The organism is Enterococcus sp. DIV1444a, assembly GCF_051712125.1.
In the GTDB taxonomy this organism is placed as follows: domain Bacteria; phylum Bacillota; class Bacilli; order Lactobacillales; family Enterococcaceae; genus Enterococcus; species Enterococcus faecalis.
This window is the reverse complement of record NZ_JBIOOG010000001.1, coordinates 815021-831475: the sequence shown is the minus strand read 5'-3', so window position 1 is coordinate 831475 and position 16455 is coordinate 815021. Positions and strand designations below refer to the sequence as shown.

General features: G+C 37.8%; 12 protein-coding genes and 1 tRNA gene. 4 read left to right on the top strand and 9 right to left on the bottom strand.

Annotation, left to right across the window (positions count from 1 at the left end; translation table 11 throughout):
* Positions 1-150: 150 nt before the first annotated feature.
* Positions 151-2469: an amidase family protein gene (locus IGI87_RS04215; RefSeq protein WP_438736310.1), complete on the bottom strand. Its 2319-nt coding sequence runs from the start codon at positions 2467-2469 to the stop codon at positions 151-153.
* Positions 2470-2630: 161 nt separating this feature from the next.
* Between IGI87_RS04215 and IGI87_RS04210 the strand changes: the two genes are divergently transcribed.
* On the top strand, positions 2631-4868 hold the full coding sequence (locus IGI87_RS04210; RefSeq protein ID WP_113795038.1) for an ATP-binding cassette domain-containing protein: 2238 nt from the start codon (positions 2631-2633) through the stop codon (positions 4866-4868).
* Positions 4869-4916: 48 nt separating this feature from the next.
* Here the strand turns inward: IGI87_RS04210 and IGI87_RS04205 are convergent, their stop codons facing one another.
* On the bottom strand, positions 4917-5972 hold the full coding sequence (locus IGI87_RS04205; RefSeq protein ID WP_438736309.1) for an endonuclease/exonuclease/phosphatase family protein: 1056 nt from the start codon (positions 5970-5972) through the stop codon (positions 4917-4919).
* Between the two features lie 22 nt (positions 5973-5994).
* Positions 5995-6579 carry a hypothetical protein gene (locus IGI87_RS04200; RefSeq protein WP_104854876.1) on the bottom strand — a complete coding sequence of 195 codons (585 nt, stop codon included), beginning with the start codon at positions 6577-6579 and terminating at the stop codon, positions 5995-5997.
* Between the two features lie 176 nt (positions 6580-6755).
* On the opposite strand from IGI87_RS04200, the gene IGI87_RS04195 reads away from it, so the two are divergent.
* Both IGI87_RS04195 and mprF read left to right on the top strand, forming a co-directional pair.
* Positions 6756-7490: an alpha/beta fold hydrolase gene (locus IGI87_RS04195; protein WP_104854875.1), complete on the top strand. Its 735-nt coding sequence runs from the start codon at positions 6756-6758 to the stop codon at positions 7488-7490.
* Positions 7487-10018 carry a bifunctional lysylphosphatidylglycerol flippase/synthetase MprF gene (mprF, locus tag IGI87_RS04190; protein ID WP_104854874.1) on the top strand — a complete coding sequence of 844 codons (2532 nt, stop codon included), beginning with the start codon at positions 7487-7489 and terminating at the stop codon, positions 10016-10018. Before IGI87_RS04195 ends, mprF begins: the two co-directional genes overlap by 4 nt.
* A gap of 70 nt (positions 10019-10088) precedes the next feature.
* On the opposite strand, the gene IGI87_RS04185 is transcribed toward mprF, so the two are convergent.
* Complete coding sequence (locus IGI87_RS04185) at positions 10089-10901, bottom strand: pyruvate, water dikinase regulatory protein (RefSeq protein WP_104854873.1); 813 nt, start codon at positions 10899-10901, stop codon at positions 10089-10091.
* Positions 10902-10913: 12 nt separating this feature from the next.
* Positions 10914-11543: a helix-turn-helix transcriptional regulator gene (locus IGI87_RS04180; RefSeq protein ID WP_002355926.1), complete on the bottom strand. Its 630-nt coding sequence runs from the start codon at positions 11541-11543 to the stop codon at positions 10914-10916.
* Positions 11544-11712: 169 nt separating this feature from the next.
* On the opposite strand from IGI87_RS04180, the gene ppdK reads away from it, so the two are divergent.
* On the top strand, positions 11713-14358 hold the full coding sequence (ppdK, locus tag IGI87_RS04175; RefSeq protein WP_438736308.1) for a pyruvate, phosphate dikinase: 2646 nt from the start codon (positions 11713-11715) through the stop codon (positions 14356-14358).
* A 113-nt stretch (positions 14359-14471) separates the two neighbouring features.
* On the opposite strand, the gene IGI87_RS04170 is transcribed toward ppdK, so the two are convergent.
* The 4 genes from IGI87_RS04170 to IGI87_RS04155 form a co-directional block, all read right to left on the bottom strand.
* Positions 14472-14804: a putative quinol monooxygenase gene (locus tag IGI87_RS04170; RefSeq protein WP_104854478.1), complete on the bottom strand. Its 333-nt coding sequence runs from the start codon at positions 14802-14804 to the stop codon at positions 14472-14474.
* A gap of 32 nt (positions 14805-14836) precedes the next feature.
* Positions 14837-14910: transfer RNA gene (locus tag IGI87_RS04165), tRNA-Arg, on the bottom strand.
* A gap of 111 nt (positions 14911-15021) precedes the next feature.
* A complete protein-coding gene (locus tag IGI87_RS04160; RefSeq protein ID WP_002414508.1) occupies positions 15022-15147 on the bottom strand; it encodes a hypothetical protein in 126 nt (41 codons plus the stop codon).
* Positions 15148-15229: 82 nt separating this feature from the next.
* Entirely contained in the window at positions 15230-16423 is a 1194-nt protein-coding gene (locus tag IGI87_RS04155; RefSeq protein ID WP_438736307.1) for a GNAT family N-acetyltransferase, read from the bottom strand.
* Positions 16424-16455: the final 32 nt, after the last annotated feature.

Here is a 16455-nt window from a genome sequence, read left to right as displayed (position 1 = left end):
GTGAATAGCTTCAACTTTTTGCCATTGCTGAAACTCTGGAATCTTCTCAAACGCCCTCATTGCTTTCGCCTCATTTCTCTCTTGGTTTTAGTATACCAAAGAAAAAAAGCTGGAGACAATTTATTCCAAATTGTCTCCAGCCTTCACTGGTTATTGTTTTCTAGTTCTTCTTATATAAATCGTTCCACTCGTTACTAAGAAAGCTCCCCCTAAAACAATCCAGAAAGTACTCGGTACTTCTGCACCTGCTTTGGGTAATAATTTTTTGGGAAGCTGGTCTTGTTTCCCAACCATGCTTTTATTAGAAAAAGCATGCGTACTCTCTGTTGATTTGGTCCCCTGTTTTGCTGATGATTTCAGCGAATTATCTAAGGATGACTCACTAGTAGTTTTTCCAGCTTTGTCTGGGTTTTGGTTTTGGTTTTGGTTTTGGTTTTGGTTTTGGTTTTGGTCTTTTCCTTCGATTGGTCCTTCACTTGTTTTTGTTTCTTTGCCTTTATCTGGTTCGCCACTTGCATTTGGCCCTTTGTCTTTTTCTGGTTCGCCACTTGCATTTGACCCTTTGTCTTTTTCTGGTTCGCCACTTGCATTTGACCCTTTGTCTTTTTCTGGTTCGCCACTTGCATTTGGCCCTTTGTCTTTTTCTGGTTCGCCACTTGCATCTGGCTCTTTGTCTTTTTCTGGTTCGCCACTTGCATCTGGCTCTTTGTCTTTTTCTGGGTCTTCTACATGTGGTTGATTTATCTTGTGGTTATTTTCAAATAAAGCACCTAATTGTAGCAATGTTCTGTCTTCATTTAATGCACTATTAAATTGAATCCCCAAAGGCAGTCCTTCTTTTGAAACGTAAGTTGGTACACTTAATGCTGGATGTCCAAATAAATTTGCTTGTTGTGTAAACGGTGTATATGTGAACGCCGTCAGCCATTGGTCATAAATCAATTGTTTTTGTTCTGCTGGTGACAATTGATCAATTCTTTCCATCTGTGCTGCATGTTCTGGTTTTAGTAACGGATTATCAATACTAGGTGCCGTGGCAGCTGTCGTTGGTGTTAATAAGATAGGATACTGTTGATAAAATTCGTCCATCTTTTGTGCTTGTAAAGCAATATCTGTCCAAGCCGCAGTTGTCTCTTCACTCGTTATATTTTTTCCTGTTTGAAAAAGCGCCCATGTTAACAGTTCTACATCATTTCGTTCAAGCGGTCTTTTCAATTTCTGCCGCGCCATAAAATCGGCAATTCCTGCTGAGCCAGCAGCTACAGTATAATAATTTTTCATTAAACGCTCCCCATCAACAGGGTGCTTCACTTCAACCAATGTGTACCCTTGGTCTTTTAAAAAAGCAACAGCTTCAGCGACCGCCTCTTTTGCTTCGGCACTTACAGGGGTTCCAGCAGGGGATTCTGTTGTATAAGCAATGGGTTGCGCTTGACTTAAATGTCCCACAGGAAGATCTTTTTTGGTTAATAAAGTTTCAAATAATGCATTTGTATCCGCCACGGTTCGACTTAAACCAAAGTGAACAGTTTGACCTTTTGCACTATTAGAATTACCAATGATCACTCCTCTAGAAGGCTTCAAACCTACGGTGCCTGTCCAAGAAGCAGGGATACGGATAGAGCCGCCAGCATCACTTCCAGAAGCAACAGGAACAAATGCCGCGGCGACACTAGCCCCCGCTCCGCCTGAAGAACCGCCTGAATAATGGTTAGGAATCCAAGGGTTGACGGAAACGCCATATAACTTTGAATCTGAGATGTTCTTCCAACCTAATTCTGGATAATTCGTTTGACCAATGATTATGAATCCAGCATTTTGTAGCGCTTTAACAAAGGTCGACGTCCCACCAGCTACTTGGTCTTGGAGAAAACCAAAACCGTTCGTGTTGCTTTCACCTTTCAAGGATTGTCCTAACCCTTTCAGTAAGAGCGGCACGCCTAGAAATGGTTGACCTGTATCTTGTAAAGCTTTTGCTTCTGTCAAAGCCGCTTCTTCTCGTAAAGTAATGACCGCATTTAATGTAGGATTTTCACGTTTAGTGATGGCCAACGCAATTTTTACTAATTCTTCGCTCGTCACCTTTTTTTCTCTTACTAAAGTTGCTAATTCCAGCGCAGTTGCTTGTTTATAGTCTGTTTCTGAAAAAACATTCTCTGCAGAAACAGCTTTTTCAGCTGTATCACTATTTTGTATCTCATTTGTGGTTTCAGTGGTTACTGCAACCACACTTTTGCTACTGCTTTCCGCGATGGACGAAGCGGATTCTTTTTCCTGTATCACCGCTTGGCTAGTAGTTTCAGATTCCAAGCTAGCTACAGTCTCGCTGGTTTCTGTTGTTGCTGGTTTCGTCTCTGTTTGAATGGTTGTTTCTAATATACTTTCTTGTGCCAGCATTGGTACCCCTACCAGTGTTTGGCTAATTAATAAAATAATCCCTAACTTTTTGAACAAAATTGACTTCTTCATAAGTCACATCCTTTATCTATTAACACAGATAAAAAATCTGTATTACTCATAGCATAAATGAAAGCGATTAAAAAGTAAAGTTCTCTTATAAATTTCTGTAGTCAACTTTTAGGTTAGGTTCTTTTTATATGATAAAATAGAACAGAAACGGAGGTTTTTAAATGGAATGGATTAAAATTAAGCACGCAACACAAAATAATTTGAAGGATATCTCTGTCAATATTCCTAAAAAGCAACTAACTGTTGTTACTGGACTATCTGGTTCGGGAAAGTCCTCCTTAGTATTTGACACATTAGCCGCTGAATCGCGTCGCGAATTAAATGATACATTTAGTTCATTTGTTCAAAATTATTTACCCAAATATGGTCGTCCAGAAGTTGAAAAAATCGAGAATCTTCCTGTCGCAATCGTGATTGACCAGAAAAAAGTAGCAGGCAATTCTCGTTCGACAGTGGGAACGTATACAGATATTTATACGTTTTTACGTTTGTTGTTCTCACGAGCAGGTTCTCCATTTGTTGGTTATTCAGATACTTTTTCGTTTAATCATCCGGATGGAAAATGTCCCACATGTGATGGCTTAGGAAAGATTACCAAAATCAATCTTCATCAGCTAGTTGATTTTGACAAATCATTAAACGAAGGCCCTATCGATTTCCCAACATTTACAGTTGGCAACTGGCGGTGGAAACGCTATGCCCATAGTGGTCTATTTGATTTAGATAAAAAAATCAAGGACTATTCCCCTGAAGAGTTAGCATTATTTTTATATGCTCCACAACAAAAACTGGCTACGCCCCCCAAAGAATGGCCTCATACAGCTTTGTATGAAGGAATCGTCCCGCGCATGCAACGTAGCATATTGCATACAGACGAGGGTAAACGTCATCAAAAATACCTTAATCACTTTGTTACCGTAAAAAGATGTCCTGATTGTTTAGGAAGTAGAGTCAATGAACGTGTTCGTAGCTGTAAAATTAATCAGAAAAGTATTGCTGATGCTGTTGACATGCCACTCAATGAATTACATTCTTTTATTCGTTCAATGGACCTATCGTTAATAAAAAATATTCAAGAAGAGCTGCTTGTACGTCTAGAAGCATTAATTAATATCGGTCTCTCCTACCTTACATTAGGACGAGCAACTGAAACACTTTCTGGTGGTGAAGCACAGCGGATTAAAATTGCTAAATATGTAAACAGCGCCTTAAATGATATTATGTATATTTTAGATGAACCAAGTGCTGGCTTACACCCAAAGGACATCGAACGGATCAGTCGCGCATTGCTCAATTTAAAAAATAAAGGAAACACCGTGGTTCTGGTGGAACACAATCCACAATTAATTAGAGAAGCTGATTTTATTGTCGATATAGGACCTTTTGCAGGCGAAAATGGTGGCCATGTCCAGTTTTCAGGAACGTATGACGCATTTTTAGCCTCCAAAACCTTAACTAGTCAAGCGCTTCAAGAGCCGCTCCCTTTAAACGACCAACCAAGAAAAGCAATGAAGTCTTTAACAATCGAACATGCGACACTGCATAATTTAAAAGATCTATCTGTCGAAGTTCCTTTAGGTGTTTTGACTGTTATCTGTGGTGTCGCTGGTTCAGGTAAATCATCATTAGCGGAAGAAATTTATCAAAAAGCACAAGCTGATAACCAAGAAATTATTCATCTTTCACAAAAAAGCATTACTGCAAATTTACGCTCCACGCCAATGACCTATCTCAATATTTTTGATAAGGTCCGCAAGCTATTTGCTGAAGAAAATCATGTTAGTCCAGCTTTATTTAGCTATAATTCCAAAGGCGCCTGTCCTACTTGCAAGGGCAAAGGAATAATTGTCTCCGATATGTCTTTTATGGAGGATGTTACTAGCGTTTGCGAAACCTGTCACGGAACGCGTTACAAAGAAGAGGTGCTTCAGTATCTATATAAAGGAAAAAATATCGTTGAAGTACTAGCTTTAAGCGTTAAAGATGGCTATGATTTTTTCAAAGACCAGGCTTTTGCTCTTTCATTAAAAAATTTACTGGAAGTTGGTTTAAGCTACCTTAAACTCAATCAATCGCTCTCAACATTATCCGGCGGCGAATTGCAAAGGGTAAAATTAGCAGACACACTTCACCAAAAAAAGGTTATCTATTTAATGGATGAACCTACAGATGGTTTACACTTAATTGATATCCAACAAAGTATTCAACTTTTCAATCGAATGGTAGAAGAAGGAAACAGCTTAATTTTATTAGAACATCACATTGATGTGATTAAAAGTGCCGACTGGTTAATTGAAATAGGTCCCGAAGGTGGAGAAAAAGGCGGACAGCTTCTCTTTACAGGAACGCCAGCAAATATGCTAAATTCCACTCATTCTATTACTAAAGGCTATCTGTAAAATAAAAAGTACAAATGGTGCAAACAACAAGCACCGTTTGTACTTTTTCTATTTCAACCCAACTTCCATCTTCACAGGTTGGTGATCTGTATATTTAAATTGTTCGTCCTTTGTTTTCACGCTATGAACAGCCACGTTATCAGAAACAATAAAGCCATCAATTACATACACTTGGGATGTTTCATAAGAGCCAGTGTAAGGTTTGTTAAGCACCCGCACAGTCGGCTGTTGATCATCATAAGCAAGTGAAAAATGTTTGGGTAAGTCTGCAGGATCAATTTCTCCTGGTACCCAACCAGCTTCCCCTAGGTTAGGATATCGATGACTGCCTTTGAAAACTTGATTAAAGTCACCTCCAGCAATTACGTAGTTTCCTTTAGCGTATTCTTGGGATAATACGTCCGCTAACTTTTTACTTTGAGCAATCTTCCCTTCCCCATTGTCATAGGCTTCCAAATGTAAGTTAAAAACCACTAATTCTTTCTCTGTGCCTTCAATTGGAAAACGCGTTTCTAGAAGCGCTCGTTTTAAGTTACTAATGCTAACGGGCCAACGAAAGGGATTGGGTAAAGCAATTCGTTTAGCCTCTGTTATTTTTTCATTGGTTAATGTTAATAAACCACTTTCTACTCGTCCAATCGGCGGCCAAGGAATGGGCACATAATCTACCTTAAAATTATAAGCAAATACGCTGTTCAGCTGCAGTTTTTTTTGTAATTCTTGCTCTTGATTGACTTCATAGGAACGCTGCGAACGACGATCGACTTCTTGTAATAAGTAAATCATCGCTGGTAATTCTTTTAAGGTTTCTTCAATGCCTGTTAAATTCTGTTGGACCATTGCCTTATTAACTGGTTGGACAGTTTTGCCACCATCCATAAAAAAATCTTCTGTTTGTCCTAGACCAGCATAGCCTATGTTATACGTGACTAAAGAGATGGGTTGTTTTTTTTCAATGGTTTTTTCTGAAAAATTTTTATTTATAGCAACTGGTTCAACCGCTCGTGGTCGAAACTCTCGGAAGGTTAAATATCCTATCAAAATTAAAGCTATGCTTAGAAGAAGGACAATCAAGCTACCGAGATATTTAAAAAACTTTTTCATTGGTTCCGATGTTCCTTTCCGATTATGTCAAACCAAAAGTAGCAATTATCTTCGTTGCTACTTCTTCTGGTGTCATGTTTGAATTATTTACTTTCGTTATTTTTACATTTGGAAATGTACTTTCTAGTTCACCTTCGTGGCTTACTAACCGATGTTCTTTGAAGGTATTGAGTAATTCTTTTCGAGAAAAATCGACATCGCGTTTTGAAGGTTTTGCCTCTAGCCGCTCTGGATGAACATTTCGTTCTAGGCGGATTTCTGTTGAAGAGACGAGTTCGACGAAATAGACGGATTCATGTTTATTAAGAAAAATTTCTGATATTTCTTCTAAAAATTGAAAATCCTGTTCTTGATCAAAAGCAATCACCACTGTAAAAATAATGTTTTTTGTTGTATTTGTGGCTGGATTTTCTACAAAGGCATGAAAAAGTTCCTTTCTAACGGAATCAGACAATTGAAACGCACGTTCCGTATACCCAAGATAGTTTGCAAATAAGTCAATGGTTTGATGATTAAATAGTAATTTAGCATCTAACTGCTTTTCTAAAGCCTTGCCAACGGTCATTTTCCCGACAGCTTGGGCACCAATTAAAACGATTAAAGACATCAACTTTCCCTCCTCTAGCCTAATTTTCAGGTGACTATCTTCTACTATATCACACTATATTACAGCACCTTACAAAACTGTTCGGAAAATTTTCTGTTTTTTATTACAAAAAAAAGACAAAAGACTCTATAATGAGAGAGGACTCGATTGATTATAGATGAGATAGGTGACGGAGAATGGCAATAGAAAAATATTTTCAAACAATAGATGGCAGTCAAATTTTTTATCAAATTTTTGGCAAAAAAACAAATTACCCCCTTGTGTTACTTCATGGTAATGGCAATGATCATACTTTTTTTAATTATCAAATTTCTTATTTCTCCAAGGAGTATCAAGTTATTGCGGTGGATACCCGCGGACATGGACGTTCCACCAATACACAAAGTCAATTAACTTTTCCGCTTTTGGCAGAAGATTTAGCTGGGATTATTCAACAAGAACACTTAGCAAAAATTAATTTATTGGGCTTTAGTGACGGAGCAAATATTGCCATGGTTTTTACCCATTTATATCCTGATTTCGTCAACAAACTCGTCTTAAATTCTGGAAATGTCACTATGTCTGGTCTAAAAAAATATGTAACAATCGCCACCTATTTTCAATATTGGTTTAGTCGTATTGGTGCTTTCTTTTCAAAAAAATTGCGCGCACGGCTCCCTATCGTGGCTCTGTTATTTGAAGATACTGGACTGACAAAAGAAGATTTAGAACACATCCCCTGTCCTACTCTTGTTATTACGGGCAGTCGAGATTTAATTGCACTTTCCCATTCACGTGCGATTGCTGATGCCATTCCTGCTGGCAAATTGGTCTTGGTAAATAAACAGGGCCATTTATTTGCCAAAAACTCACCAGATATTTTTAATAAAACAATCGAAAAATTCTTGAAGGAAATGAAGGTGTCTAAATGAAACAAATTATTCATTGGATCAAAACACATACAGGATTACTAAAAACACTGTTTGTTATTGCGGTCTCAATTATTGTTGTTGCCCAACTTTTATCAATTGGTAAGACAATCTCATTTGAACAATTAAAACAGATTTTTGATGAGATTCCGCTATGGAAATTGTTATTGATGATGGTTATCGGTTTAGTTTCCGTTACTCCGATGCTAAATTATGACTTAACATTAAATCGCATTTTAAACTTGAAAGTCTCAAAACGGGAACTCCTTGAATCTAGCTGGATTGTCAATACAATTAATAATGTTGGTGGGTTCGGTGGTTTGGTCAGCATGGGACTTCGTTCTGAATTTTATGGAAATAAAACAGAGGAAAAGAAAATTTTACCTGCGTTAACCCATATTTTACTTTTTGTGTTATCCGGTCTATCTATTTATAGTATTCTGTGCTTTTTCCTTGTTCAGTTCGATCCAAAGATGGCTTATTTACAGCAATATTGGATTTGGTTATTAGGTGGTGGTCTTTATTTCCCATTACTTTATCTTATTTTACATTTCCAAAAAAATAGTTCCTTTGGTAACCTCGATGCTAAAAATCGCTTATCTTTAGTTGTTTCTTCGTTTTTAGAATGGACAGGTGTTTTAATTACCTTTATTAGTATTGGTTACTTATTGGATGTGCCGATTCCTTTAATTGATATTGTTCCTTTATATGTAGCAGCTTCGATTATTGGGATTGCTTCGATGATTCCAGGGGCTTTAGGTAGTTTTGATGTTATGATGATTTTAGGACTAAGCAACTTAGGTGTCGATCGTGAAATTATTGTTTTGTGGTTATTGCTCTATCGCTTATTCTATTATATTATTCCTTTCTTAATTGGCTGTTTGTTCTTTACAAAACACTTGAGCCAAAAGTTAGATACTCATTATCGTCAATTATTGAAACAAATTACTTTGGAAATTGCCCACAAGCTAGAAGTGATTTTACTTTATTTTTCAGGAATTATGATGGTGCTCTTAGCCACTATTCCAGAAGCCTTCACGCAAGTGCATTGGTTAAGAGATATTAACCCCTTCCGTTCACATATTATTATTCAAATTCCGAGTATTGTGCTAGGCTTTGCATTATTAATTATGGGACGTGGGATTGCTGATCGTGTTAAAAGAGCCTATTATCCAACGATTATTTTATTAATTGGTGCTATCTTGTATTCATTTGTGGTTGACTTTAGTATGTTTTCCATTTTCTATTTAGCTATTTTATTATTTATCGTTATTTTTTCAAAATCAGAATTGTACCGTGAACAACTGGTTTACTCTTGGGAGTGGATGACGATTGATGGGTTTATTTTTGGCTTGTTGACCTTGTTATACCTAGTCATTGGTGTTTATAATTTACCGAACTTCCCACATCATCGTCATCATTTTGTGGAATTTTTCTTGTTCCCTTCAGAGCGGATCTGGTTGTCAGGATTTATTGCTATCCTCTTAGTTATGAGTTTTAACTTTCTATTTGTTCGCTACCTTCAAGGGAAAAAACACCAAGTTGGTGAGTTTCCAGAAGATAGTATCTTGCATAATATCCTAACAACTTATGGCGGGAATATTGACAGTGAACTTGTCTTTCTTCATGATAAACAGGTTTTCTTATATCCCAAAGAAGAACCGACTGTCTTTTTACAATTCAACACCATTAATAATAAATGTGTTGTGATGGGCAACCCTTCTGGGAACAAAGAAGATTTTCCTGCGGCAATTGATGCATTCCTTAAAGAAACAGATCATTTCGGCTATGTACCCGTCTTTTACGAAACCAATGAAGACAGCGTGATGTTATTACACGAATACGGCTACGAATTTATCAAAATGGGCGAAGAAGCCTTAGTTAATCTAGAAACATTTACGATGTCTGGGAAAAAATTCAAAGGTACCCGCGCAGTGTTTAATAAAATTACCAAAGCCGGCTATTCATTTGACGTACTCCAACCTCCTTTTAGTGCCGAACAAATGCACGAATTAAAAGCCATTTCGGATAGTTGGTTAAACAATCGAAAAGAAAAAGGCTTTTCACTGGGATTTTTCGATGAAGCTTATCTTCAAAGAAACCCAATTGCTGTTGTCCGAAATGCCGAAGGAGAAATGGTTTCTTTCGCTAACATCATTCCTAGTTACACAAATGAAGTTGGTACCATCGACTTGATGCGTCACCATAAAGAAAAAGCCCCTTCTGGAAGTATGGATTTCTTGTTTATTCATTTATTTGAATATATGAAAACAGAAAATATTCATTATTTCAATTTAGGGATGGCTCCGTTAGCCAACGTTGGTCAATCAAGAAAAAGTTTTATTCAAGAACGAATTGCAGCGTTAATTTATGAATTTGGCTCGGAAATTTACTCCTTCCAAGGATTACGCGAGTACAAGGAAAAATTTGCTAGCAAATGGCAACCACGCTATACACTTTATTCTAAAAGTAGCTGGATTGTCTACGTGATGATTGCTTTACTCATTGTCGATCAAAAAAATATTGACTAACAAAAAGAATCCCAATTAAGTATGAAAAGCTTGGCAACCTCACTACATTTCAGTGAAGTTGCCAAGCTTTTTAATTTCTTTCATCTAGTTTTTCTTTAATTAAAAAGGCTGTTTCTTCGACAGATTTTGCGGTTACATCAATCACTGGGATGTCATACTTCGCAAAAATTTCTTCGGCATAGGCTAATTCTTGTTCAATCCGTTCAACATTGGTATAGCTGGTCTCATTACCTAAACCTAAGGAAGCCAACCGACTGCTACGAATCTGTCCTAATGTTTCTGGTGAACAAACTAAACCAATCATTTTTTGTGGATCCATTTCTTCCAATATTGTCGGCAATGGAACTTCTGGAATTAATGGTAAGTTAGAAACGCGGTAGCCTTGATTCGCTAAATACATGCTGACTGGCGTTTTTGAGGTCCGCGAAACGCCTAACAACAATACATCGGAATCTAGAAACCCTTGAGGATTTTTGCCATCATCATATTTTACAGCAAATTCAATCGCTGAGATTTTATCAAAGTAAGCACGATCTAGTTGGTGGCGTCGTCCAGGTTCTTCAATAGGATCTACTCCAGCTTTCGCTCTAATTAATTCAAAAAATGGCGCCATTAAATCTAAATATAACAACCCTGTTCGTTCACTAAAATCTTTGGCCGCTGTAATTAGTTGTTTACTTACTAATGTACTGACAACTAAGGCTTTATCTTTTAAGGCATCTTTTAAAATCTCCAATAATTCTTCTTCTGTTGTAACAAAAGAAAAATTGTAACGATTAAGAAAAGAAATATCTGGATATTGTGCACTTGCTGCAGCTAACAATTTTTGTGATGTTTCTCCAAGTGAATCGGAAATAGTATAAACAATGATTTCTTTTTTCATAATTAAGCTCCTTTATCTGTTTTGTGCGGCTTCTTTCGCTTGTTGCGTAATATAGGTTAAAATTTTCGTTTTCGTAATTTTTCCAATAACTTTTTTAGGATTTTCTTTTTCAACGACTGGCAAAGAATCCACTTCGTATTTTTGCAAAGTGTCAGCAGCTTCAAGAATAGTAAATTCTGGTGTGCAGGTTTTCACATGTGGCACTCTTGTCATACAAACAGCAACAGGTGTGCCATCAATATTTGTATTTAAAGAGGCCCGCAATAAATCTTTTCGTGACAAAACCCCTAATAATTCTTTTGCTTCATCCATGACATAAAGAGAACCGACATCATACATAAACAAGTTGGTAATCGCATCTCGAATTGAGGTGTCTTGAGCAACCATCAATGGTGGACTCATAATCTCCTGAACTTTTGTTTGAAAAACATCAAAAAAGAAAAAAGCCTCCATATTATCACTTTCGTAAGTATAGCCAACTTTCGGACTTGCTTTTAAAATTCCTGAAAGTGTTAAAAAAGACAAATCAGAACGCAATGTCGCACGTGATACGGCTAGAATATCTGAAATGCGTTCACCGCTAACTGGCTGATGCTCTTTTACAACAGCGATAATTTGCTCTTGTCGTTTACTTAATTTCATCATTTCCTCCTCAATTCCTCTTAAATAAATTGTGCATTCGCTTACAATTATACACATATTTATTGTTTTTTCAACATATTGACAGGAAACTTTTTCTATTGACAAACTTATTCCCGTCTATTATGATGTTTATTGAACATATAAGACACATATTAAACGGAGGTCACTCATGAAAAAGTTTATTTATTCTTTTAACGAAACACACAATGAAGGAAAAGAAACCCTTGGTGGTAAAGGAGCGAACTTGGCAGAAATGACTCGCTTAGGTTTGCCGATTCCGCAAGGGTTCACGATCACAACCCGTTGCTGTATGGACTATTTGGCAGATGCTACTTTCTTTGAAGAACACTTACAATCAGAAATTTTGAAAGCGGTTAAAAACCTAGAAGCTGAAACAGGAAAATCTTTTACCGCGGACAATGAGATTCTCTTAGTTTCTGTTCGCAGTGGTGCTGCCTTCTCGATGCCTGGTATGATGGATACTATTTTAAATTTGGGTTTAAATGATCAACGTGTGAAAAAATTTGCGACCTTAACCTCTCCTGGTTTTGCTTTTGATTGTTATCGCCGACTTATTCAAATGTTTGGAGACGTCGTCTATCACATTCCCAAAGAATTATTTGACCAACAAAAAGAGCGCTTGGAACAAGAGCTAAACAAAAAAATTACCGCTTTTCAAGAAGAAGATCATTTCGCCTTGATTATCCGCTACCAAGAAGTTTTTGAACAACATCATGTGGTCTTCCCGCAAGACCCTGTCGCACAACTTTTCGAAGCAATCAAAGCTGTTTTTGATTCATGGAACAATCAACGTGCGGTGGTTTATCGAAACTTGCATCATATTGCGCATGATTTAGGTACGGCTGTCAATATTCAAGAAATGGTTTTCGGCAATCGTGGACTAGACAGTGGCACTGGCGTTGTTTTCACTAAAAATCCGGTCACAGGGGAAAATCAATTGTTTGGAGAGTTTCTTTTGAACGCGCAAGGAGAAGATGTAGTGGCTGGTATTCGGACGCCAGAACCAATTCATCGTTTACGTTTGAGTATGCCAAAAGTTTATCAAGATTTTCGCCATTACGCAGAGCTTTTAGAATATCATTATCGTGACATGCAAGATATTGAATTTACCATTGAAAATGAAAAATTATATATTTTACAAACAAGAAATGGGAAACGAACCGCCGCAGCTACGGTTAAAATTGCTTTAGACTTAGCCAAAGAAAATCGCATCACTAAACAAGAAGCACTGTTGCGTGTGACACCTGATACGATTGATCAATTAATTCATCCCGTGTTTGATCAAGAGAAACGACAACACATGGAACGCTTAGCTATAGGACTTCCTGCTAGTCCTGGTGCAGCAAGTGGCCAAATTGTTTTTACAGCAGAAAAAGCCAAAGAACTGACCAATCTAGGAAAGAAAGTCATTCTTGTTCGTCAAGAAACTTCACCAGAAGATATTGAAGGCATGGTTGTAAGCGAAGCAATTGTAACCAGTCGTGGCGGAATGACTTCTCATGCCGCCGTGGTCGCACGAGGAATGGGAACTTGCTGTGTGACTGGTTGCGAAAGTTTAACCGTCAATGAAGAAACCAAGCAACTACACTGCGGACCACAAGTCATTTTAGAAGGAACAATCATTTCCGTCGATGGCTCAACGGGAGAAATTTATCTTGGTGAAATTCCCACAATTTCTGCTGACAATAATGATGACCTTCAAGAGCTCTTGTCTTGGGCAGATGAGTACGCTGATTTAACTGTTCGTGCCAATGCAGAAACTACACAAGATTTAGAGACTGCCATCCGTTTTGGCGCAGCGGGGATTGGTTTAGCGCGAACAGAGCATATGTTTTTCGGTGAAGAGCGTGTCTTGGAAATGCGTCGCTTGATTTTAGCAGAGTCTGAAAAGGAAGCAACCTATGCGTTGGAACAACTTCTACATTTTCAACAGGAAGACTTTTATCAAATGCTGAAAGTAGTCCAAGACAAGCCCATGGTGGTCCGCTTATTAGATCCGCCGATGCATGAGTTTTTACCTCATGAAAAGAATGATATTCAATTATTAGCGAAGCAACTACAACGGTTCCCAGTGACCATCGCCAAACAAATTGAACGGTTACAAGAAACCAATCCAATGTTGGGCCATCGGGGTTGTCGCTTAGGTGTGACCCAACCACAAATATACAAAATGCAAGTTACAGCCTTATTTACTAGTGCCATTCGATTAGTCAAAGAAGGAATTACTGTTTATCCAGAAGTGATGATTCCTCTAATCGCCGAAAAAGAAGAACTTCTCTATCTCAAACGCATTTTAAAAGAAACGATTGACGGTCTCTTTGAAGAATATAAAATGACTCCTTTCCCTTACGAAATCGGGACAATGATTGAGCTACCTAGAGCTTGTCTGATTGCGGATCAGTTAGCAGAAGAAGCAGACTTTTTCAGCTTTGGAACAAATGATTTAACACAAATGACCTATGGTTTTTCTCGTGATGATATCGGTAAATTCATTAATACGTATCGGGAAAAGAAAATCATTACCCAAGATCCGTTTCAATCACTAGATCAAACAGGTGTTGGTCAACTGATTCAATTAGCTGTAGAGAAAGCGCGTCACACTAAACCAAACATGAGTATTGGCGTATGTGGAGAAGTCGGTGGTGATCCGCAATCCATCACATTTTTCCAAACACTTGGCCTAAACTACATCTCTTGCTCACCTTATCGGGTACCAATTGCGAAACTCGCAGCCGCCCAAGCCAAAATTTTAACCGAACCGGCTGTGACTGAAGAACAAATGGTCCTTCTTTAATTTAACGTATGTAACAAATGATTCATCCTTACAAGATAAAAAGTGCTAGGAACATCAGTCGCAACGACTGATGTTCCTAGCACTTTATTTTAAGATTAATGCTTGTACTCTGGTTATTTTCTTATAAATGCGGCATCTTTTGTCAAGGGGTCTGTTATATCTGATACATATCTTTCTACTTTCATATGCAAATCATATTTTTCTCTAAGTTCCGTAATACAGGCCATCATTGGAGAAGCGTGGTGTTTGTCTAATGCTTCCTGATCTGTCCAACTATCAATCAGCAGAACTGTTTCTTCATCGTCCATTGGAAAAAAGTATTCATAGCGGCTATTCCCTTTTTCTGCACGAATCGCCTCTACAATTCCGCTGGCAATCATTTCTTTGGCAAATTCTCTTGCACGTCCATTTGTTCCACTATAATAAATGTTTATGGTAATCGCCATCTGTCTCCCCCCTAAATTTGCTTGCCTTTTTACGTTCCCGACTGGAATTGAACCAGCGACCTACCGCTTAGGAGGCGGTTGCTCTATCCTACTGAGCTACGAGAACAATCTGTTTTAATTTTAGAAGTCTTCACTACATCTGTCAATAGACAAAAAGAAAGTATCTCGCATAATTGTTTATGCGAGATACTTTCTTTAAGTGAAACACATCGTTCTTTTATCTATTATTTTTTTGCCGCCGATCAAGAATCATTTTCCCTAAATAATAAAGTCCTGTCGCAATAGCTATATATTGCCCAATTTTATTATTGCGTGCAACTTTTTCTTGTTTCGTTTTCGCCATTGTCCCCATCACCTTTCTAAAATAATTCTTTTTACATTTTTATTATAGTAGGTTCTGTCATTTTTTGCGAATAAACACACTTTTAAAAATAATCTTCTAAAATTGGCATGCCTTTGACTAAACGTTGGCCTAAACGTTGAACTGTCGTTGCGTCTCCTTGCAAGCGTTCATAAAAAGATAACGTCTCTGCTGAACGATAGCCCAAGAATAGTTGGGTCCACGTTTGGATATCTGCTTTCAAATCAGCAGTCCCTTCTTTTTCCACAGCACCTTTAATAACTGTCGCTTTTCCTTGTTCGTCAATTGTTATTGTCCAAACGCCTTCATTCCATGGCCCATAGGAATCTTCAATCTCTAAAGAATACGTTTCTTTTTCTCCTGATTGAAATGGATACTTTTCCAGAAATGTTTGTAACTCAACGATTCGTGCCATCATGTAAGGTAAAATTTTTACAGAAGCTGCTGGCGTTGGCATTAAATCATTTAAATCTTTTCCAGCAAAACCATTAATCCAATGGAACGATTGAACGGAACCACTATGTGAGCCAATAAACCCAGCTAACGCTTTAAAAGCTGTATTAGTTAAATAGTTCCATTCTACGATTTCAAAGGTTCCGGCAGCTATCCGATAAATCACATAACCTTCCGCTTTCCCTTCTGGTGAATAATAAATCGCTTGATTATTTGGTTTACTTGCACGATTCAGCGTATAATCCAGCCACCAAGTTTCACGGATCACACCACCAGAGTGCGCTCTTTGATTTTCAAGGTATACGTCTTTAATGACCTCTTTACCGTCAGTCCAAGAAACTCGTTTAATGGTACCCGGAACTCGTTTAATACGTGGCCAATCTTCCGTTTTAATTGTATACTCTGCTTGTTCAAATGTTTGTTCATAGCCATATTGACGATAAAATGGATATGAAAACGGTGCTAAGTAAGAAAGGGCAACCTTTTGTTTCGCTAAATCAGCCAACATTTCTTTCATAATAGCAGAAATGCCGCCTTCACCACGATATTCTGGATAAGATGCCACATAGCCAATTCCAGCCATGGGATAGCGGACACCATGAAAATTTACTTGAAAAGGCGTCGCCATCACTTGACTTGTTAATTGCTCATCAATTAGGAAGCCATAGCTTTGAGTATGTGACAACAATTTTTCAAAACGTTCTTGGCGTTCCGCCGTGGGTTCCTGATTAAAAGCATAGATGACAAGATTAAACATCTCTTTCATTTCTTCTTTGCCCATTTTTTTGACTCTTTTAGTTGTCATTTTCTTTCCTCCTCGCACATTGTATCAATTCA

Excerpts from the sequence above, each read along its gene's own strand:
- ppdK (WP_438736308.1), top strand. The coding sequence starts at position 11,713 with ATGAAAAAGTTTATTTATTCTTTTAACGAAACACACAATGAAGGAAAA.
- IGI87_RS04195 (WP_104854875.1), top strand. The coding sequence starts at position 6,756 with ATGGCAATAGAAAAATATTTTCAAACAATAGATGGCAGTCAAATTTTT.
- IGI87_RS04205 (WP_438736309.1), bottom strand. The coding sequence starts at position 5,972 with ATGAAAAAGTTTTTTAAATATCTCGGTAGCTTGATTGTCCTTCTTCTA.
- IGI87_RS04185 (WP_104854873.1), bottom strand. The coding sequence starts at position 10,901 with ATGAAAAAAGAAATCATTGTTTATACTATTTCCGATTCACTTGGAGAA.
- IGI87_RS04160 (WP_002414508.1), bottom strand. The coding sequence starts at position 15,147 with ATGGCGAAAACGAAACAAGAAAAAGTTGCACGCAATAATAAAATTGGG.
- IGI87_RS04180 (WP_002355926.1), bottom strand. The coding sequence starts at position 11,543 with ATGAAATTAAGTAAACGACAAGAGCAAATTATCGCTGTTGTAAAAGAG.
- mprF (WP_104854874.1), top strand. The coding sequence starts at position 7,487 with ATGAAACAAATTATTCATTGGATCAAAACACATACAGGATTACTAAAA.
- IGI87_RS04200 (WP_104854876.1), bottom strand. The coding sequence starts at position 6,579 with ATGTCTTTAATCGTTTTAATTGGTGCCCAAGCTGTCGGGAAAATGACC.
- IGI87_RS04170 (WP_104854478.1), bottom strand. The coding sequence starts at position 14,804 with ATGGCGATTACCATAAACATTTATTATAGTGGAACAAATGGACGTGCA.
- IGI87_RS04215 (WP_438736310.1), bottom strand. The coding sequence starts at position 2,469 with ATGAAGAAGTCAATTTTGTTCAAAAAGTTAGGGATTATTTTATTAATT.
- IGI87_RS04210 (WP_113795038.1), top strand. The coding sequence starts at position 2,631 with ATGGAATGGATTAAAATTAAGCACGCAACACAAAATAATTTGAAGGAT.
- IGI87_RS04155 (WP_438736307.1), bottom strand. The coding sequence starts at position 16,423 with ATGACAACTAAAAGAGTCAAAAAAATGGGCAAAGAAGAAATGAAAGAG.